Annotated in this window: 18 protein-coding genes; 13 read left to right on the forward strand and 5 right to left on the reverse strand. The window is 30.1% G+C overall.

Annotated elements, in window-relative coordinates; translation table 11 throughout:
• Window positions 1-301: 301 nt before the first annotated feature.
• Window positions 302-2,602 carry a diguanylate cyclase gene (locus tag G9F71_RS21660; protein WP_164950765.1) on the forward strand — a complete coding sequence of 767 codons (2,301 nt, stop codon included), beginning with the start codon at window positions 302-304 and terminating at the stop codon, window positions 2,600-2,602.
• Between the two features lie 235 nt (window positions 2,603-2,837).
• On the opposite strand, the gene G9F71_RS21665 is transcribed toward G9F71_RS21660, so the two are convergent.
• Together G9F71_RS21665 and cmk are read right to left on the reverse strand one after the other, a co-directional pair.
• Entirely contained in the window at window positions 2,838-3,014 is a 177-nt protein-coding gene (locus G9F71_RS21665; RefSeq protein WP_164950764.1) for a hypothetical protein, read from the reverse strand.
• Between the two features lie 141 nt (window positions 3,015-3,155).
• Complete coding sequence (gene cmk / locus G9F71_RS21670; protein ID WP_164950763.1) at window positions 3,156-3,701, reverse strand: (d)CMP kinase; 546 nt, start codon at window positions 3,699-3,701, stop codon at window positions 3,156-3,158.
• Window positions 3,702-3,887: 186 nt separating this feature from the next.
• On the opposite strand from cmk, the gene G9F71_RS21675 reads away from it, so the two are divergent.
• The 3 genes from G9F71_RS21675 to G9F71_RS21685 all read left to right on the forward strand — a co-directional run bounded on the left by G9F71_RS21675 (window position 3,888) and on the right by G9F71_RS21685 (window position 8,134).
• Window positions 3,888-4,349, forward strand: a complete 462-nt coding sequence (locus G9F71_RS21675) for a ferritin-like domain-containing protein (RefSeq protein ID WP_164950762.1) — start codon at window positions 3,888-3,890, stop codon at window positions 4,347-4,349.
• A 290-nt stretch (window positions 4,350-4,639) separates the two neighbouring features.
• Window positions 4,640-6,136 carry a leucyl aminopeptidase gene (locus G9F71_RS21680; RefSeq protein WP_164950761.1) on the forward strand — a complete coding sequence of 499 codons (1,497 nt, stop codon included), beginning with the start codon at window positions 4,640-4,642 and terminating at the stop codon, window positions 6,134-6,136.
• 174 nt (window positions 6,137-6,310) lie between these two features.
• Window positions 6,311-8,134, forward strand: a complete 1,824-nt coding sequence (locus G9F71_RS21685) for a MutS-related protein (protein WP_164950760.1) — start codon at window positions 6,311-6,313, stop codon at window positions 8,132-8,134.
• Between the two features lie 122 nt (window positions 8,135-8,256).
• Here G9F71_RS21685 and G9F71_RS21690 read toward each other — a convergent pair whose 3' ends face one another.
• Window positions 8,257-9,201: a ComEC/Rec2 family competence protein gene (locus G9F71_RS21690; RefSeq protein WP_164950759.1), complete on the reverse strand. Its 945-nt coding sequence runs from the start codon at window positions 9,199-9,201 to the stop codon at window positions 8,257-8,259.
• 227 nt (window positions 9,202-9,428) lie between these two features.
• Here G9F71_RS21690 and G9F71_RS21695 point away from each other — a divergent pair, with 227 nt between their 5' ends.
• Together G9F71_RS21695 and mgtE are read left to right on the forward strand one after the other, a co-directional pair.
• Window positions 9,429-9,572, forward strand: coding sequence for a hypothetical protein (locus G9F71_RS21695; protein ID WP_164950758.1), 144 nt, complete (start codon window positions 9,429-9,431; stop codon window positions 9,570-9,572).
• A gap of 359 nt (window positions 9,573-9,931) precedes the next feature.
• Window positions 9,932-11,275, forward strand: coding sequence for a magnesium transporter (gene mgtE / locus G9F71_RS21700; protein ID WP_164950757.1), 1,344 nt, complete (start codon window positions 9,932-9,934; stop codon window positions 11,273-11,275).
• Between the two features lie 71 nt (window positions 11,276-11,346).
• On the opposite strand, the gene G9F71_RS21705 is transcribed toward mgtE, so the two are convergent.
• Entirely contained in the window at window positions 11,347-11,823 is a 477-nt protein-coding gene (locus tag G9F71_RS21705; protein ID WP_164950756.1) for a hypothetical protein, read from the reverse strand.
• A 70-nt stretch (window positions 11,824-11,893) separates the two neighbouring features.
• Window positions 11,894-12,379, reverse strand: a complete 486-nt coding sequence (locus G9F71_RS21710; RefSeq protein ID WP_164950755.1) for a VanZ family protein — start codon at window positions 12,377-12,379, stop codon at window positions 11,894-11,896.
• A gap of 147 nt (window positions 12,380-12,526) precedes the next feature.
• Here G9F71_RS21710 and G9F71_RS27790 point away from each other — a divergent pair, with 147 nt between their 5' ends.
• From G9F71_RS27790 to G9F71_RS21740, 7 genes are all read left to right on the forward strand, one after another.
• The gene (locus tag G9F71_RS27790; RefSeq protein ID WP_411956135.1) at window positions 12,527-12,955 is read left to right on the forward strand and encodes an SLC13 family permease; all 429 of its coding nucleotides are present in this window, start codon (window positions 12,527-12,529) and stop codon (window positions 12,953-12,955) included.
• A gap of 24 nt (window positions 12,956-12,979) precedes the next feature.
• Window positions 12,980-13,606, forward strand: a complete 627-nt coding sequence (locus G9F71_RS21715) for a TrkA C-terminal domain-containing protein (protein ID WP_164950783.1) — start codon at window positions 12,980-12,982, stop codon at window positions 13,604-13,606.
• Between the two features lie 227 nt (window positions 13,607-13,833).
• Window positions 13,834-14,967, forward strand: a complete 1,134-nt coding sequence (locus tag G9F71_RS21720) for an ABC transporter ATP-binding protein (RefSeq protein WP_164950754.1) — start codon at window positions 13,834-13,836, stop codon at window positions 14,965-14,967.
• Window positions 14,960-16,537, forward strand: a complete 1,578-nt coding sequence (locus G9F71_RS21725) for a glycine betaine ABC transporter substrate-binding protein (protein WP_164950753.1) — start codon at window positions 14,960-14,962, stop codon at window positions 16,535-16,537. The genes G9F71_RS21720 and G9F71_RS21725 overlap by 8 nt, the downstream gene beginning before the upstream one ends.
• A gap of 181 nt (window positions 16,538-16,718) precedes the next feature.
• Window positions 16,719-17,855 (forward strand): ABC transporter ATP-binding protein, encoded by a 1,137-nt coding sequence (locus G9F71_RS21730; protein ID WP_164950752.1) that lies wholly within the window; start codon window positions 16,719-16,721, stop codon window positions 17,853-17,855.
• A complete protein-coding gene (locus G9F71_RS21735; RefSeq protein ID WP_164950751.1) occupies window positions 17,848-19,422 on the forward strand; it encodes a glycine betaine ABC transporter substrate-binding protein in 1,575 nt (524 codons plus the stop codon). The genes G9F71_RS21730 and G9F71_RS21735 overlap by 8 nt, the downstream gene beginning before the upstream one ends.
• Before the next feature lie 121 nt (window positions 19,423-19,543).
• Window positions 19,544-20,680, forward strand: coding sequence for a TlpA family protein disulfide reductase (locus tag G9F71_RS21740; protein WP_164950750.1), 1,137 nt, complete (start codon window positions 19,544-19,546; stop codon window positions 20,678-20,680).
• Window positions 20,681-20,690: the final 10 nt, after the last annotated feature.

Here is a 20,690-nt window from a genome sequence, read left to right on the forward strand (position 1 = left end):
ATTAAATCTCTTTAAAGTATATCATGGATTTTTTCAAGTAATGGATTTCATATTTTGTAAACTTTGCGTGAATTTTTTATTTCTATATTTTTCATCTATTATAAAAGTATTTAATTTCATCATAATTTGGCTTATAATGCTTCTTTTATTACAAAATTTTTTAATTATAAATAGCTATTATGAATTTCAATACATAAAAATGTTAAGTTAGAGAAAAAGTGCTGACAAGTTTACAATATTAATATAAAATAATAACTATAATATGTAAAATAGGCTAATTCTATACAATAGGAGGCAAATTATGATGCTAAAAAAAGAAAAATCACTAATAATTACTTTATCTATTATTATTTTAGCAGCATTATTATATGCAATTTTCACATTAAATAAATTAAGCAACGCAAATACCTCATCCAATATTAAGGCTCAAAAAGGTGTATTAGAGCTTTCAAATTGGAATTTCCATAAAGATGGCTATACTTCCCTTGGAGGTCAATGGGAATTTTACTGGCAGCAATTATTGACACCAGAAGATTTTGCTACTAGTTCCCCACTTCCATCTTATATAGAAATGCCTATGGAGTGGAATAAATACAATAAAAATTACAGTTCTAATGGCTATGCTACATATACTTTAACAATAAAATTAAATGATAAATATAAAAACACCCTTTTAGGAATAAGTGTACCTTCTATGTTATCTGCATATAAATTATGGGTTAATGGAGACCTCTTTTCCTCTAATGGAATTGTTGGTACAAGCGCTTCTTCAGAACGCCCAGGCACTATACCCCTAACGAGTTATTTTATGAATAAAAGTAATAAAATTCATTTAGTACTTCAAATATCAAATTATAATTTTAGAAATGGTGGTACCCAAGACAAAATTTATCTAGGAACACAATCTCAAATGGCTAATAAAAGAGAGGCTTCCATCGCTCTTGAAATTCTTTACTTCGGTGTATTGCTTATAATGGGCTTGTACCAATTATGGTTATATGCTTTTAGAACAGATGATACTCCTAAACTGTATTTTGGTGCCCTCTGTATAACTTTATCTTTAATAGCCTTAATTGTTGGCAATAAATACTTTTTCACCATGTATAATAACTTAAGCTATAGCTTGGGGATTAAACTAAAATACTTAACTTTTTATGTTGGAGTTTATTTTATGATAAATTACATACATATACTTTTTAAAAATAATTATTCAAAATGGATTAGAAATGGTTGCAAACTTTTTTGTTTTTTCTTTATAACTACTACTATTTTTATATCCCCACTACTGTCCTCAAAGTTCCTTATGATTTTTCAAATATTCACTTTGTTAATGATTATTTATGCTGCTTTTATTATATTAAAATCATATCATAGTAAAAAACAGGGGAGTTTAATTATTGCAATTACTTGTTTAGTGCCCATTGCAATAACCGCTATGTCCATACTACGTTATCTAGGTTTGAATAATATCAACGACTATTCACTATCAGGATTCTTACTTCTCATATTTTTAAATGCTTTTATGTTGGCAATGAATGAATCTAAAGCTTACAGAAAAATAGAAAATTTATCTAAGGAAAAAGAACAGTATCTATTAGCAGAAAAACTTACAAAAGTTACCTTGCTCTTAAATTCTACCTTGAATTTACAAGAAGTTTTAGATAAATTATTAGAAAACTTAAAAGAATTAGTACCTTATGACAGTGCCTCATTTTTCATGGAAGAAAATAACCGTTTTAATGTTATGGCCGGAAATGGATTTGAAAATGTGGAAGATATATATATAATTTCTATTAATAAAGATGATGACAAGCTATTTAAAGAAATATGTAAAACTAAAACTACATTATTAGTTTCTGATGTTAAAGAAGATCCTCGTTTTAGTCTATTTATAGATAATTTTATTATTGAAAGTTGGATGGGAATACCTATACTGTTTAAAAACGAAATTGTGGGTATCTTAACATTAGATTCAACCCAAAAGAATATTTATACTAAGTATCACTGTGACATAGCTTTATACTTTGCATGCCATGCAGGAATGGCTATAGAAAACGCTAAACTACATGGTAGAACTAAGCAGCTAGCTAGCATAGACCCTCTAACTAGCTTGTACAACAGACGCAGTTTTTTTGAACTTGCAAATATAAACTTTGATAAAGCAAAATCATTTGCACAGACCATTTCAGGCATTATGATGGATATTGACGATTTCAAAAAAATCAATGACAATTTAGGTCACCATACTGGTGACCTGGTATTAAAGCATCTTTCTAAAATTTGCTCTGAAACTTTAAGTAATAGTCATATTTTAGGTCGTTTTGGTGGTGAAGAATTTATTGTTTTATTACCCACTACCTCCTTTGAATCTGCAGAAATAATTGGTGAAACCCTACGAAGTGCTGTAGAAAACAATCCTATGATTACTAGGGCATCAGGTTCAATACCTATAGCCTTAAGCATTGGAGTTGCTTCCATTACTCCAACAATACAAGATTTGGATTATTTGTTTATAGAGGCGGATAAAGCACTGTACCAAGCGAAATCTCTGGGTAAAAATCAAGTTGTATCAATAAATTTGGACACTTTAATAGTAACTTAAAATGGAGGTATATAATGAAATTGTTCAAATGGATGAACCCGTTGTAGATTATTTTACAGACTCTTAGTCTACTACATTACAAATCCCCGTAAGCAGGCCAGGGCAGATGACAATTAATAAAACAAGTATGGACTTTCTCCAAAGTGACTTGCAATTAGAATTTCTCAATCAAATTTCCAATTTGAAGTTCTTATTGCAAGGCATGCAGGAGAAATTTAATGCTTTTATTATTTTATTAAAGACTATCTATTTTTTTATGCTGACATCTTTTACAAACCTTAATTTTTTCACCACTACCCATAATTATTAGATCATACAACAATTTTATTCTTTCAGTCTTACATACAGGACAAGTTCCTCTTCCTCTCGATGGCAATTTCCACAAAGCCCTACCGCGAAATTCTTTTCCCATTTTAAATCCCCCTTTTGGTTTATTGTTCTCTAATCACTATTAATAGTATTAATTATTGAAGGAATTTATGAATGTTTTTTATTTTTATATTTCGCGGAACAAACTTTAAATAGATTGCACTTAATAATACACCAAGAAATTTTATACTTTCTCACTCACTCTTCTCACCTTATCTAAGACATCTTCTACTACCTCTTCCATACTGATATGAGAAGTATCAATAACTAAATCGTAGTTACTCGCCCTATCTATATCTATATTATAAATATCCTTAAATCTGCTAAGCTCGAGTCTCCTTCTTTCAATTATATTCTCCTTTGCTTCTTGTTTTGAAGCATATTTCTCTGATTTACCTCTTTCATTTTTCATAGCCCGTTCCACTGCAGTATCAATATCTACCTTTAGATAAATTTTAAAAGAATCGGGTATAAAATTCCATGCAAGTCTAGCATCAAAAATAAAATTTTCATTTTCTATTCCTATTTCTATAGTCCTATTGTCAACTTCACAATCTAAATTATTATCAAGCATATATTTATTGTATTCTGTTATAGATATTCCTTTTTCAACCGCTAGCTTTCTTTGTAGTTCACCTACACTAAAATAAGTATAATCTAACGCCTTACTTATAGCCTTAGCAACGCTGCTTTTGCCCGAATATAAGGCTCCTGTTATAGTTATTTTCAATTTAAAACCATCTCCAATACTTTAATTCACTAAGATAAATAATCCATGAAATTATAATATCAATTATACTTCATAATTATACTTTTTGTAACTGCTCCCTGTAACAGATAACAAGGGTTCTTCATATTATATATAATATTGATTTTATAATTATTTTCCCTGAAAAGCACTAAAAGGAGGGTTAAAATGTTTGCAAACCCATATACCATGTATGATATGAATTTATTAGAAAAGTCATTAGAAGGGATTAAATTAGCTGTTCAAGGTGAAAAAGAAGATGAATTATTCTATGATTACTTAATAAGCATTGCCCCAACAGAGGATGATAAGAAAATTATTGCTTCTATAAGAGATGATGAGCGTGGACATAATAAAATGTTTAGACAAATATATAGAAGCATAACTGGTTCCTTTGTACCGCCTGGTGAAGATGCTGAATTTGTAAAACCTATTTCTTACCTTGCTGGTATAAAAAAAGCTTTATTTGGAGAACTGAGCGCTATAGAACGATATAGAGAAATCAGAAGAGGTCTTCCATCTACAATTTATAGAGATATGCTTTTCAACATTATAACGGATGAAATAAAGCATAGTGCAAAATACAATTACTTATTTACCTTAAACAGTCCCAACATGCTAAGAAATTAACTTTTAAGCTAACTGTGACTTTGGAAATAATAGCTCTTCCGTAAATTATGAATTTTTTCTTATACTATGCTAACAAAAATATATATTAATTGGCGACATGAAAGCATTGTAGCAATATATAATTTTTGTTATAGCATAATATAAGAAAAAATAAATTGGTATTGACAAAATTAGTCACTAAGCATACAATCAAATTAGATATTACTTGATAATCATTATCGTTTTATAGGGATTAGGTATATGAAAATAAATGTGCCTTATATTAAAAATGAAAGAGAAGGTGAATATGTATGATATTCCATAGTAAAAATATAAAATCTAAAAACAATGAGGCTGAAACAAAATTTATTACATATTTTGAGGATTCAAAGTTAGAAGATTTAAATTTATCATTGGACAATGAATTACTGTCTAAAATTAGATTTACATTAGATAGTGAAGGCTTCAAATGTAAAAATGGCGAGCTTCAAAACATCAATTTATTTAGAAATGAAAGTCCTAAAAATATAATTCTAATTGGTATCGGCAAAAAAGAAGATTTTAATTTAGACAAATTAAGAAAAAATATAGCAAAAGCAGTAAAAGAAGCAGCAAATCTTAAATCTAAATCTATTGACATAAATATAGGAAATTTAGTTAGCCTAATGAACTTAGATGAGATCACTCGAACTATTTCTGAATCTACTGTCATGGCAGAATATAAATTTGATAAATATAAATCAGATAAAAAAGCGAAAATCTTAGAACAATTTACTATAATATATAATCTGGAAGATGAATTAGAAAGTATTGATAAGGGAATTAATGAAGGTATTATACTTGGACAAGCTAACCTACTCGCAAGAGAATTAGTTAATGAACCTGCTAATATATTAAGTCCTATAGAGCTAGCGCAGCAAGCAAAAAAAGCTGGTGATGAAAGTGGCTTTGAAGTTGAAATATTTGATGAATCTTCTATAAAAGCATTGAATATGCAAGCCTTCCTTGAAGTATCAAAAGCTTCTGCGAACCCACCAAGATTAATTGTAATGAGATATAATGGTAACCCGGTCAAGAAAGATGAAATTGTAGGCCTCGTTGGAAAAGGCCTTACTTATGACACTGGCGGATTATCTATAAAAACTACTGCCGGAATGGTTACAATGAAATCTGATATGGGTGGAGCCGCCGCTGTAATTGGTGCCATGACTGCTATAACAAAACTAAAAGCAAAGGTAAATGTAGTAGCAGTAGTTGCTTCTTGTGAAAATATGATCAGTGGAAACAGTTACAGACCAGGAGACATAATAGGCTCCATGGGTGGAAAGACAATAGAAGTACTTAACACCGATGCTGAAGGAAGATTAACTCTTGTGGATGCAGTAAATTATATAATTGAAAAAGAACATGCTACTAAAGTAGTAGATATAGCAACATTAACTGGAGCAGTTATCTCAGCTTTAGGCACTACAACTACTGGGGTAGTTTCAAATAATGATTTCTTCTATAGTAGATTAGAACAAGCTTCAAAAATTTGTGATGAAAAGGTTTGGAGATTACCTGCCTTTGATGAATATAAAGAATTAATAAAGTCTGATGTAGCAGACCTTAAAAACATAGGCGGTCCAAAAGCCGGAACTATAACAGCAGGATTATTCATTGGCGAATTCGTAGGAGAAAACCCTTGGCTACACCTTGATATAGCTGGAACTTCTTGGTCAGAGAAAGACAGTGGTTATGAATCTAAGGGTGCAACTGGTGAAGGTGCTAGACTTTTATATCACTTGATTAAGCAACTAGAAAAATAAAAAAACAAACTATCAAAATATTTATAAGTATTTTGATAGTTTGTTTTTTTAAGTAGGCCTTATAATTTTTCCTTATTATTCATGTATTTGGTCATATTATCCTAATATTGAAAATTGCGGAGCAAGCCTTTAGTATGATATTATATATATATTAAGAATGCCTAGGAGGATATTATGGAAACTGAAAAAAAACTTTATGCTAATCGAAAAAAACATTACGATAATCTATTAAAAAAACAAGCTGAAACGGTAAGTTTTATAAGCTTATTAAGATTTTTAGTCTTTGCAAGTGGCCTCGGATTTACTATTTTCTTTTATTTACGACCTAATTATTATTTATGCCTTTCTGTATTAATTACCACCCTTCTGATATTTGTATTTTTAGCAATTAAACATAACAAGATAAAACACAACAAAATTCGTTGTTCTACTTTAAGTGAAATTAACGAAAATTGTATAAAACGTCTTAATAATAATTGGAAGGACTTTTCTGATAAGGGTGAGGATTTTTCTGATGAAAATCACAATTATACAAAAGACTTAGATATATTTGGTGACAGCTCTCTTTTTCAATGGATTAATGCTTGCACAACTTATCTTGGCAGAAAAAAATTGAAGGATACTTTCTCTGCACCTATTTATGGTATTGAGGAAATATATAAAAGACAGGCTGCAATCAAAGAATTAGCAAACAATATTGGTTGGACACAAAGATTTCAAGCAGAAGCAATACTTAGCGAAAATAAAAATCATAACCCTGAAGAATTATTTCAATGGGTAGTGTCAAAAAATGAGTTTTTTCTAAAATCCTGGGTAATAGCTATAATAAGGATATTGCCAGTAATAACCCTATCAATTTTATTGTCCTCACTCATTTTTTCAAATGTTTCCTATAAAATAGGACTTTTAGGCGTTGCGATTCAAATAATACTTCTCTCAATTGGCTATAAAGAAGTAAGCAAAAATTTAGATACTGTACATCAATATAAAAATACGATTCTTATATATAATAAACTCCTTATACATATAGAAAAGAAGAAATTTAACTCAGAGTATTTAATAAAATTAAAAGAAAAACTTATAAATAGTAAGGGACTTACGGCTTCTTTTCAGATAAAAAAATTAGTAAATCTAGTAACCTTAATATCTGATAGAAACAATATGTATTATATTCCTATAAATATCCTTACTCTTTGGGATTATCAATGTTTAATTAATTTGCAACGCTTTAAAAAAGCTAGTGGTGCTTCTTTAAAATCTTGGCTAGAGGTTATAGGCGAAATGGAAGCCTTAAATAGTTTAGGGTCTATAGCCTATGAGCATAGTAATTGGGCAATGCCAAAGTTCCAGGAAGGCTCCCCTATTTTTAAAGCTAAAAGTCTGGGCCATCCACTACTGGGAACCAGCAGAGTATATAATGACGTTCTCATAGAGAAGTCACAAAATATTCTTTTAATAACTGGTTCCAATATGTCTGGAAAAAGCACCCTACTTCGTACCACAGGTATTAACTTAGTCTTAGCCTATGCCGGTGCTCCAGTATGTGCAGATGATTTTTACTGCTCTATAATGGATGTTTATACCTGCATGAGGACAAGTGATAATTTAGAAAAAAATATATCTTCTTTCTATGCAGAGCTACTCCGAATAAAAAAACTTGTAAGTGCTACGAAAAATAAAGCCCCACTCTTCTTCTTATTAGATGAAATTTTCAAAGGAACTAACTCTATAGATCGACATACAGGGGCTAAGGTTTTGGTAAGCAAATTAAGTAATGAGAATGCTCTTGGCTTTGTATCTACACACGATTTAGAATTAGGCGAAATAGAAAATACCAACATGAAAGTTAAAAATTATCACCTTAAAGAATATTATAAAGATGATAAATTATACTTTGACTATAAATTGCGTCCTGGGGTTTCTACTACTAGAAATGCATTATACTTAATGAAAATGGCAGGGCTTGAAATTCCACCTGACATTGAAATTCCTAAATAGAATTATGGCTTTTATTCCTACTTTTCAAAAAAAACTATCAAGATACCTGAGAGGTATCTTGATAGTTTTTTTAAGTAGCCCTATAATCCAAAGACACCCTTAATTGTTCAATACTATGTCCGTTAGCGTTGGCCGGCTTTATAACTACCTGGTTTTGTGTTAAAGCTTATGGTCTTTCCATTAGATGTGGCAATAATTGTACCTAGCTCGTCTGTCCTGTATACTGATATGTTTTTATTTTTTAACTTATCCATGGTTTCCTTATGTGGATGACCATAGTCGTTTCCTGTTTCACTAGATATAACTGCATACTTTGGGTTTACCTTGGTTAAAAATTTATCTGTAGTAGAAGAACGGCTTCCATGATGCCCTACTTTAAGTAAATCTGCTTTGATATTAAAACCTTTTGCAAGAATCTCCCCTTCTGATATATCCTCCGCATCCCCTGTTAAAAGGAAAGAATTACTTCCAAATTCTAATTTTACCACCACAGAGTAATTGTTTAAATCCTTATATTTACTATTGTTTGGTGCTAAAATAGTACATTTTGCAGTGCCTAAATTAAAGGTTTCGCCTGGCTTTGGTTCCGCTACCTTCATTCCTTTATTTTTTATTGCTACAATTACATCTCCAAAGGCTTTAGTAGTAGATGTTACTTTAGGTAAATATATTTTACCTATTTTAAAATCATTAATTATATAATCTAATCCTCCAATATGATCCTCATGTGGGTGAGTTCCAATAACATAGTCTAAGCTCTTTACACCTTGCTTTAGTAAGTAGCTTTTAACTAGCTTACCATCGCCATTATTTCCTGCATCAATAAGCATATACTTTGAACCTTGTTGTATTAAAATGCTATCTGCTTGTCCTACATTAATAAAATGAACTATCAAATTACCATTTTCATCTGACTTTATTCCTTGCTGCTTATTGGTACTTATTTGAAGTTTATCATTTGAAACGCTCATAGTGTTATTGCCTGTACTACTGGCGCACCCAGATAAAAGAAAAACAAATAAGAACAAGATTAAAAAGCGTATATATCTAATTTTAAATCTTTTCATAACAAAAACCCCCTTAAAACTTCAATTATCTACTACAATACAACACTTTTGTAGTTTTGTGAATTTTTTTGGTTTTTTTTGTAATTTTATTTTTATCTATATTACCAATTAACAATTAAACCATGTATATATTTTAACTTATTCCCTATGATTCAATAGTGTTTTAATTTTATTTTAGAGCAAAATAATATTATAGTAATATAGTATTATCGGAAAGGAGAAATGTTATGAAGATTAATTTAATATTTAAAAATTTTATTATATTAATTTCAATAACTACTTTTTTAAAAGGCTCCTTCTATGTAAATTCTTGCAATAAAGACGAAGATTTTAAAAATAAATATGGTGTTCAATTAGTTTTATCTAACTAATATTTACAAAAAAATAAAAAGGTTGTACATGCTAATATAAAGCTTGTACAATTTTTTCAAATTATACCTAATAATTCCTTATTGTATACTTTGCTACAGGTATGGCGTTACTAAGCAAAATCATTTCTATGTAATTGACTTTAAAGAGCTGGTATCATATAATAAATTAGATTAAACACGTAAGCTTTTTAGTATATACTAAAAAGCTATTTTTTATTGGAGGTGGTATAAATGGATTCAGGACCCAGTCATAATATTTATTATATAAAATTTAATATTATTATAGAGGAAGAATTCATTTATACTATTGATTTAATTTAACCATACATTCTTCCTCTCATAAGATTTAGGAGGCTTGCATGGCACATGGATTAAATGGAGATGCACTAACAGAGTTTTTAATAAATGGAAATATAGATGAAATAAACAAACTTATTCAATTTATCCATCCTACAGATATTTTACTAGCTATTAGCCAATATGAGGGAAATATTATAGATTTATTCCAAAACCTATCCCCAAATATCATTGCTGATATTATTGATGAAGCAGAGGATGAGGATAAATACAACCTTTTATCTATTCATTCCGAAACAATTCAAAAGAAAATTATACACGAAATGTCCTCAGATGAATTGGTAGACTTATTAGAAGCAGTTTCAGAGGATGAAGCTAAAAACATTATGATAAAAATGGATAAAGAAGATGTTGATGGAGTAAAAGAGTTATTAACCTACCCTGCAGAAAGTGCAGGAGGGATTATGGCCACTGAATTTATCAGTGTAAAAGAGAATATGACTATAGGTGATACCTTAGTTTATTTGCAAAAGGAAGCTCCAGAAGCAGAAACTTCTTATTATATATACGTATCAGATGAAAACCATCTTTTAAAAGGAGTTATATCCTTAAGAGATATAGTAGTAAGTAGTTTTGATGTAAGAATCTCTGATATTATGAACAGTAATGCCATGAGCATACCCGTTGATATGGATCAAGAAGAAGTGGGACACATATTTGAAAAATACGGATTTTTAACTATGCCCGTAGTCAATGAGTCTATGCAGATTTTAGGAATAGTAACTGCAGATGATATAATGGGAATTCTTAGTGATGAGCATACTGAGGATCTATATCGACTTGCAGGTTTACAAGAAGATGAAAAGGTTACTGGTTCTCTTAAAGCATCTGTCAGTAGTAGATTACCCTGGTTATTTGTAAATCTAGTAACCGCCATAATGGCAGCAGCTACTGTTAGTCTTTTTGAAGGCACCATTCAAAAGGTTGTGGCCCTAGCCACATTTATGCCCATAGTTGCCGGTATGGGTGGTAATGCAGGTACTCAAACTCTAACTATTATTATTCGTAGCATTGCTCTTGGAGAAATAGATGCTAAAAACTCGAAAAAAATATTATTAAAAGAATTTGGCGTAGGACTATGTACTGGTGTTTCAGTGGGTATTGCGGTAGCTCTTTTAGGCTGGTTTTGGGAGAAAAATGTGGTTTTTGGAGTAGTTATTGGTTTATCTATGGTGCTAAATATGATGGCAGCCACCATATCAGGTTTCGCAGTACCAGTTGTTCTTAAAAAGCTAGATATAGACCCAGCCCTTGCCTCTGCTGTATTTGTTACTACCGTAACAGACGTTCTCGGCTTCTTCTTTTTCCTAGGACTTGCCACTTTATTCTTACCTTTCCTAGTATAGAAATTCTATAAGCTAACAGAAAATAAAAACTACCAAAGTGCATTTAAATACACTTTGGTAGTTTAACTTTATTACTCTTGATTTTCTTGATTTCTAAGTTCTGTGCTTTTAAGGTGCATTCTTTCTCTAAGTGCATCAGATTTTTCCTTAGTTAGAATACCATCAGCTACCAGACCTTTAAATAATCCGCCTCTTTCACCTTCACATTTTCCACTTTTGCATTTTTTATCTGTTTTATTTTCCACCGATCTTTTCTGTGATTTAGCGTTTACATATTCTAAGACCTTGTCTCCTTCAGTTTGTGTAATAATACTTCCTGTTACACTCTCTTTAATTACAGTTTCTAGTGTAGCCATCATCTCTGCCTGTCTTTCTTGCTTTAGCTTTTCCTTATCCATAGGAACTTTAACATCCATACTTGAAGTAAGCCTGACATTTACACTTCCACTATCTTTTACTGTAGCAAAACTAAGACTCCCTCCAGAAAATACTAAGCCTGTGCATAACATTCCACTTAATATTTTTATTCTTAAAGATGTTTTTTTCATTTTCTAGTCTCCTCATAGCGAATTTTAGTACCTACTTATTATGACTATATTGAGTCAACAATATACATTACTAATACTTCACTGTTACCTTGTTTTTACGGATTTTATAACCAATATTATATATTAACATTGCTAAAATTCCACCGCTAAAATCGATTATTATATCAAAAACATTTGAGGTTCGACCTGGTACATATTTTTGGATAAACTCATCTAGTACGGGAAAAAGTAAAAGAAGAAATAGTAATAAAAATATTTCACTTGTTTTATACAATTTAAATTGCCTTACTACACTACATAGAAATATGCTCAGAATAAAGTACTGAAAAAAATGCGCATTTTTTCTTACATAATAGTTTACATCACTAAATTTAATGGCAGGTGAGCCAATGGTAGCTGCTGGAATCTTCATAACTTCACTTGCTACTTTTATAACTTCTTTACTAGCTTTTTGTGATATTTCTCCTTGCCTTGTGCCATTATAAAAAATTATACAGAGCCAAATAACACATAGTAACCCCTTAGCTATTGTTTTTCTTTTTAATGTATTTTTCATAAATTCTCCTATACTTAACCTTATTATTTTAAGTGTTACTATACTTTTTATGCATTACCTTAATACTAATATCCAATGGATTTCAAATCTAAAAAATGCTATACTATTCTAGCTTGAAATACTAAAAATAAGGTGAGTGATAAAAAAATGTTGAACACAATATCCTTTAAGCATAACACAACACAAATATTAAATATATTAAAAAATGAAGTAGTTTTTTCCTTAGCGCTAATATTGGCAATTATCACTTCATTTTTTTCCTTCCCTAAAATAGAATATATTGATTTTAAAGTATTATTTACCTTATTTAATCTTATGATTATTGTAGGTGCATTTAAAGATATGAGAGCATTGGACAAAATAGCTATAAGATTGCTTACTAAATTCAATAATTCTAGAAAAATTTCATTTATTTTAATATTTCTTACTTTTTTTAGTTCTATGTTAATAATTTATATTTTAACGACTTGCTGCCTGGATGACACTATTTTTTGTTTACAATATCACTATTATAATCTATACTTGATTTGGAAAAACTATTATATGTTTGAGGGGGTGAATTTATCAAAAGTTTAAATTTTACTTTTGATAAAATCAAAAATGCCAAATAACTCTACTTTAAAACCTATTTATCAAAAAATAGCTATAGATATTGCCAATAGGATAGTATCCGGGGATCTTTCAATAGGTGATAAGCTGCACGGTCGTTCTTCGCTGGCAAGTCAATATAATGTGTCACCAGAAACTGTAAGAAGATCTGTAAGTCTTCTTAGTCAAATGGATATAGTGAAAGTAACAAAAGGTAGCGGAATTGTTATAAACTCAGTAGATAATTGTTTGCAATTTATTGATAAATTTAAAGATATAGATTCTATAAGTTCTATAAAAAAGAGCATTGTGGATTTACTTGAAAAGAAAAAAGAGTTAGATAAAAATATAGAACATTCGATTGATGAACTAGTAGATTATTCTAGCAGATTTAAGAATAGTAACCCATTTATACCTTTTGAGTTTGAAATACATTCTGAAATGAGTATAATAAATAAAACTATATCACAGGCTGAATTTTGGCAAAATACAGGAGCAACTATAATTGGTATACGACGAGATGATAAATTAATACTCTCTCCTGGTCCAACTACAATATTTAAAGATAATGATATTTTTATAGTGATTTGTAGCGAAAATAATTATTATAGGATTAAAGACTTTCTTAATGAAAAATAAAAATTTATTTAAATGTGCCTAAACCCTTACATCACAACGTTTTATAACAATATGATGTAGGGTTTTTTTTGCGCCTATGAAAACCTTTTACAAAATTTAAAAAGTATTTGTATAAATCGTTTTCAAAAATTAAATACTAGATTATAGGTGTTAATACATTCTTTACAAAGTAACAACTCAATGTTATGCTTAAGTTGTTACTTTGTAATAATTAAGGAGGCTACACTTTGATCCAATTTAAAAATGTAAGTAAATCTATAAATGGTAAAGCTATATTAAAAGATATAAACATTACTATAGAAAAAGGACAATTAGTTGTTTTTATCGGACCTAGTGGTTGTGGAAAAACTACTACACTAAAAATGATTAATAAATTATTAACTCCAACCTCTGGTGATATTTTAATTAATGGAGATAAAATCGGAGAGAAAAACACTATAAAGCTTAGAAGAAACATGGGTTACGTTATTCAACAAGCAGGACTTCTTCCTCATTTAACTATTGGTGAGAATATTGGGCTAATAGCATCTATAGAAAAAATGCCAAAAGATAAAATAAAGACTAAAATCATTGAATTATTAAATCTAGTAGGACTTGATTCTGATGATTATACAAATAAATATCCTAAAGAATTAAGTGGAGGCCAACAACAAAGAGTAGGTGTCGCAAGGGCTCTTATAATGGATCCTGATGTAATATTAATGGATGAACCTTTTAGTGCATTAGACCCTATAACAAAAGCTCAACTTCAAGATGAAATATTCAACATACAACAAAATTTCAAGAAAACTATAATATTCGTAACTCATGATATGGATGAAGCCTTAAAACTGGCGGATAAAATTTGTATCCTAGATGCCGGAAGTGTAGTTCAATTTGATACTCCAGAGGAAATATTAAAAAATCCTATTAATGATTTTGTGAGAGACTTTGTAGGTAAAAATAGAATATGGAATCAACCAGAGCTCATTAAAGCAAAAGATATTATGATAGAAATGCCTATAAAATCAGTTGGTGAGCGAACAATACTCCAAGCTATTGAAATAATGAAATCTAGTCATGTGGATAGTCTACTTGTAGTAGATAAATCTAACCTTTTATGTGGACTTGTTACCTTAAAACAAATTAGATCAAATCCAGATAAGAGTAAAAAGATTAAAGATATAATGGAAAAAAATCTTATAACAGTAAATAACGAAGATTCTATAATAGATGTATTAGAAATTATAAAGAAAGAAAATATAAGCTTTGTACCTGTAATAGATGAAAACTTAAAACTGTCAGGCCTTATTACCAAAAGCAGCCTTTTGTCTATATTAAGTAATCAGTTTATAGATGAGGAGGTAGATGATAATGAGTAGTATAAATTCTTTTATAAATTTCGTAATAGATAGAAAATCCGAAATTTCCCATTTATTCATACAACATATTCAACTAACTATATTTTCAATTTTGCTTGCAGTGGTAATAGCTATACCCCTTGGAATACTTATAGTTAGATATAGAAAACTTGCAGGCCCCATTATTGGATTTACAAATATAGTTCAATCTATACCAAGTTTAGCATTGCTTGGATTTTTAATTCCTGTACTTGGTATCGGCAGTAAACCCGCAATTGTTATGGTAGTTATGTATTCTCTTCTACCTATTGTAAAAAGCACATATACGGGACTTACTAACGTAAACCCTTCACTTATTGAAGCTGCTGCTGGTATGGGACTTACTCAAACCCAAGTACTTCTGAAAGTTCGTTTCCCCTTAGCTATGCCCATTATAATGTCAGGTGTTAGAATATCTTCAGTTACAGCAGTAGGACTTATGACCATAGCAGCTTTTATAGGCGCCGGGGGTTTAGGCTTTTTAGTATATTCTGGTGTTGCAACTGTTAGTAATAATATGATACTAGCTGGAGCTATTCCTGCTTGTTTGCTTGCTATTTTTCTAGACTTCATTTTAGGTAGGGTAGAAAACATAGTAATACCTAGAGGTATAAGAACCACTCCTGCTAAAGCAAGAAAAAGTAATACAATCTTAGGCAATAAAAAATTTAAACTTGGAGCCTTGATATTAGTTCTTATAATCATTGTATCTTCCGTAGTTTCTAGTTTTGGAAAAAGTAAAAACACAATTGTGGTAGCCTCTAAAAACTTTAACGAACAATTAATACTTGGAGATATGGTTGCCTCTTTAATAGAAAGTAAAACGGAAATTAAAGTTGAAAGAAAATTAAATTTAGGAGGAACTGCTGTAGTATTTAGCGCTATGCAATCAAAGAATGTAGATGTATATGTAGAATATACTGGAACAGGTCTTGTAAATATACTTAAGAAAACTACTATGAAGGATCCAACTAAAGTTTATAATGTCATGAAAACGGATTTTTCTAAAAATTATGATATGGAAGTATTAAGCCCCTTAGGATTTAATAACACTTATGTAATAGCAGTAAAAAAAGATCTTGCTAAAAAAAATAATCTAAATACTATTTCTGATTTAGCAAAAATAAGTCCTACTTTAAATTCAGGATTTACTATGGAGTTTGCAAATAGGCCAGATGGTTATCTTGGAGTTAAAAAATTATATAACCTAAATTTAAAAAATTCAAAAGGTATAGATTGTGGACTTAGATATACTGCCCTTGAGAAAGGTGAAACACAGGTTTTAGATGCATTTGCTACAGATGGGTTACTTAAAAAATTTGATCTTCAGCTTTTAAAAGATGATAAGAATTTTTTCCCACCTTACTATGCAGTTCCTGTAATAAGAGCAGAAACATTGAAGAAATATCCTGAGTTAAAGGAGGTATTATCACTCTTAGAGAATAAAATTAGCGATAAAACAATGCGAGATTTAAACTATAGAGTAGATAATGGAGAACAATCAAGAAAAGTCGCAGAAGACTTTTTAAAGTCTATAAACTTAATGCATTAAATCAAAAAGAGCGTGATATACTGCTAAATTAGTATATCACGCTCTTTTTAAGTCTCTTAGAGCGCTTCACAGTTCATCACTTAAAATTTACTCTTTTTTCATGCAAACATGCATTCTTTACAAAGTAACAACTTGATGATATACTTAAGTTGTTACTTTGAAAGTTTAAGGAGGCTATATTTTGATAGAATTTAAAAACGTAAACAAAAGTATAAACGGCAAAATAATATTAAAGGATATAAATATCACTATAGAAAAAGGAGAATTGGTTGTTTTTATCGGACCTAGTGGTTGTGGAAAAACTACAACACTAAAAATGATAAATAAATTACTAACTCCCACGTCTGGTGAAATTTTAATTAATGGAGATAGTATCAACACTAAAAACACTATAAAGCTTAGACGTAACATGGGCTATGTTATACAACAAGCAGGTCTTTTACCTCATTTGACTATAGGTGAAAATATTGGTTTAATAGCATCTATAGAAAAAATGCCAAAGGAAAAAATAAAGAAGAAAGTCATTGAGTTGTTAAATTTAGTAGGACTAGCACCTGAGGAATATTCGAATAAATACCCGAGGCAGCTTAGTGGAGGCCAGCAACAAAGAGTTGGTGTGGCAAGGGCTCTTATAATGGATCCTGATGTAATATTAATGGATGAACCCTTTAGTGCATTAGACCCTATAACAAAAACTCAACTCCAAGATGAGATATTTAATATACAACAAAACTTCAAGAAAACCATAATATTTGTAACTCATGATATGGATGAAGCCTTAAAACTTGGGGATAAAATTTGTATCCTAGAGGCTGGATCCGTAGTCCAATTTGCTACTCCCGAGGAATTATTAAAAAGCCCAATTAATGACTTTGTACGAGACTTTGTAGGTAAAAACAGAATATGGAATCAGCCTGAACTAATTAAGGCAAAAGATATTATGATAGAAATGCCTATAAAATCAGTAGGAGAGCGAACAATTCTACAAGCAATTGAAATAATGAAATTTAGCCATGTAGATAGTTTACTTGTGGTAGATAAAGCTAATCTTTTATGTGGACTTGTTACCTTAAAACAAATTAGAAAAAATCCAGATAAAACTAAAAAACTTAAAGATATAATGATAAAAGATATTATAACCGTAAATAATGAAGATTCTATAATTGATGTATTAGAACTTATAAAGAAAGAGGACATAAGCTTTGTTCCTGTAATAGATGAAAACTTAAAGCTGTCAGGCCTTATTACCAAAAGCAGTCTTTTATCTATATTAAGTAATCAATTTATAGATGATGAGGAGGTAGATGACAATGAATAGTATAACTTCTTTTATAAATTTCGTAATAGAAAGAAAAACTGAAATATCAGATTTGCTTATGCAACATGTTCAGCTAACTGTATTTTCAATTTTAATGTCTATAATAATTGCTATACCCCTTGCAATACTTATAGTTAGATTTAGAAAACTTTCAGGTCCTGTCATTGGTTTTACAAATATTGTTCAATCTATACCAAGTTTAGCACTACTCGGATTTTTAATACCCGTAGTCGGCATTGGCAGTACACCAGCAGTTATAATGGTAGTTATGTATTCTCTTCTACCTATTGTAAAAAACACATATACAGGACTAACTAATATAAGCCCTGCACTTATTGAAGCTTCTGATGGTATGGGGCTTACCCAAACTCAAGTACTACTCAAAGTTCGTTTCCCTCTAGCTATGCCTATTATAATGTCAGGTATTAGGGTATCTTCAGTTACAGCAGTAGGACTTATGACCATAGCAGCATTTATAGGTGCTGGTGGTCTAGGATACTTAGTATATTCTGGTGTTTCAACTGTTAATAATAATATGATACTAGCTGGAGCCATTCCTGCTTGTCTACTTGCTATTCTTCTAGATTTCATTTTAGGCAAGGTAGAAAACGTAGTAGTTCCAGAAGGTATAAGAACTACTAGTAAAGCCGGCAAAACTAATTCACTATTTAAAAACAAAAAATTTAGAATTGGGGCTATGGCATTAGTTGTTATACTAATTGTAGGATCCTTAGTTTCAAGTTTAAATAAAAGCAAAAACACAATAGTAGTAGGTTCTAAAAATTATAATGAACAAATAATACTTGGAAATATGGTGGCCTCCTTAATAGAACATAAAACAAAATATAAAGTTGAAAGAAAATTCAATTTAGGAGGAACTGCTGTAATATTTAATGCTATGAAATCAAAAAATTTAGATTGTTATGTAGAATATACTGGTACGGGTCTCATAACTATACTAAAAAAACCTTCTATTAGTGACCCAGCTAAAACTTATAATGTAGTAAAAGAAGATTTTGCTAAAAATTATGGTATAGAGTTAATGAAACCCATAGGTTTTAATAATGCTTATATAATGGCAGTAAACAAATCTCTTGCTAAAAAAAATAATTTAAAGACTGTTTCTGATTTAGCAAAAATAAGTCCTACACTAAATGCTGGCTTTACTATGGAATTTACAAATAGGTCAGATGGTTATCCTGGGCTTCAAAAAAAATATAATCTTAATTTTAAAAATGTAAAAGGTATCGATGGTGGCCTTAGATATACAGCCCTTGATAAAAATGAAACACAGGTTTTAGATGCAAACTCTACGGATGGATTATTACAGAAATTCGATCTTGCACTTTTAAAAGATGATAAGAATTTCTTCCCACCTTACAATCCAGTTCCTATAGTTCGCTCAGAATCATTGAAAAAGTTTCCGGAATTAAAAGGAGTATTACTACAACTAGAGGGTAAAGTTACAGACGAAGACATGCAAAAGCTTAATTTAAAAGCAGATAATGGAGAAGACCCTAAAAAAGTTGCAGAAGACTTTTTAAGGTTAAAAAAATTAATAGAATAAGTTAAAACAGCCAAACTACCACTGGGTAGTTTGGCTATTTTTATGTATGCCTAATCATAATAGCAAATATCGTAACATAAATATGATTATATATAATAAATTTATTGGGGGTGGCATATTTATGAACAAAAAAAATATATCAATAGCCTTAGTGCTTTCTTTGATAGTAATATCCTCAGCAGTTTTTGTAACGGTGAAAAATAAGCAACCAGTAACTAAGAAACCAGTAGTGCTGCAAAATAAGGTTGTACAACCCATATTAACACCTCAGCAAGAAAGAAGAAAGCAAGGATATATAAAGAAGAATTCTCTGGGTGTAGAATACAAAATTAATGCAGTACTATGGACAAAGTATGATGATAACATATTAGTAGATGGAATTCCTAATGCTGACGATGAAGATAATACTAAGCCAGTATATGGTGGAAGAAAAGTTTCTTATATATCAAAAGATTTAATAAAACAATATGAAGAAGCTTCAAAAATAAAAGATAAAAAAGAAAACAAGGCTAAAACTAGTGAAATATTGTCAAAAGGAAAAGATTTTTATTCTATAGTAGTTTATAGAAAAGATAAATTGCCATCAGAAGTTCAAATTAAGAAAGATGTAAAATGTGAAAATCAACAAAAACTAGGTGAAAAAGGAAATTTTGTTTTCTACTTTGGATACAACAATTTCAATGACAAGGACTTGCCAGATGGAGAGAAAGTGATTTATAAGGAACTTTATGATGATGCCATGACTATAAAAAGCACAATCACTACATTTAAACCTTTAACTCTAGCAGATTCATTTAAGGAAACGAATAATTTTAAATTTAAATTAAAAGATTTAGATGGCACTGAAGTTTCTAGTGAAGTGTTTAATAAAAACAAGTTAACTATGGTTAATCTATGGGCTACTTATTGTGGATATTGTATTGATGAAATGCCTACACTTCAATCCTTAAGTCAAGAATTAGCTAATAATAAATTTGGAGTACTTGGTATTGCTTCTGATGTATATACAAAAGATGCTGTGGATAAAAGTTTAGTTGAAAAAGCTAAAAAAATTGTTGCAGAAAAAGGTGTACTATTCACAAATGTTATTCCAGACGATGCAATGAAATATGATGGCCCCCTTGGATATATATCAGGTTACCCAACTTCATTCTTTGTGGATAGTAAGGGGAATATTGTTGGTGATATAATAGTTGGAGATAAAACTAAAGCTGAATATACAAAAATTATTGAAAAGCTTCTAAAAGAAGTGAAATAACTATATATTA

The organism is Clostridium sp. FP2, from assembly GCF_011065955.2.
Taxonomy (GTDB): domain Bacteria; phylum Bacillota; class Clostridia; order Clostridiales; family Clostridiaceae; genus Clostridium_AD; species Clostridium_AD tagluense.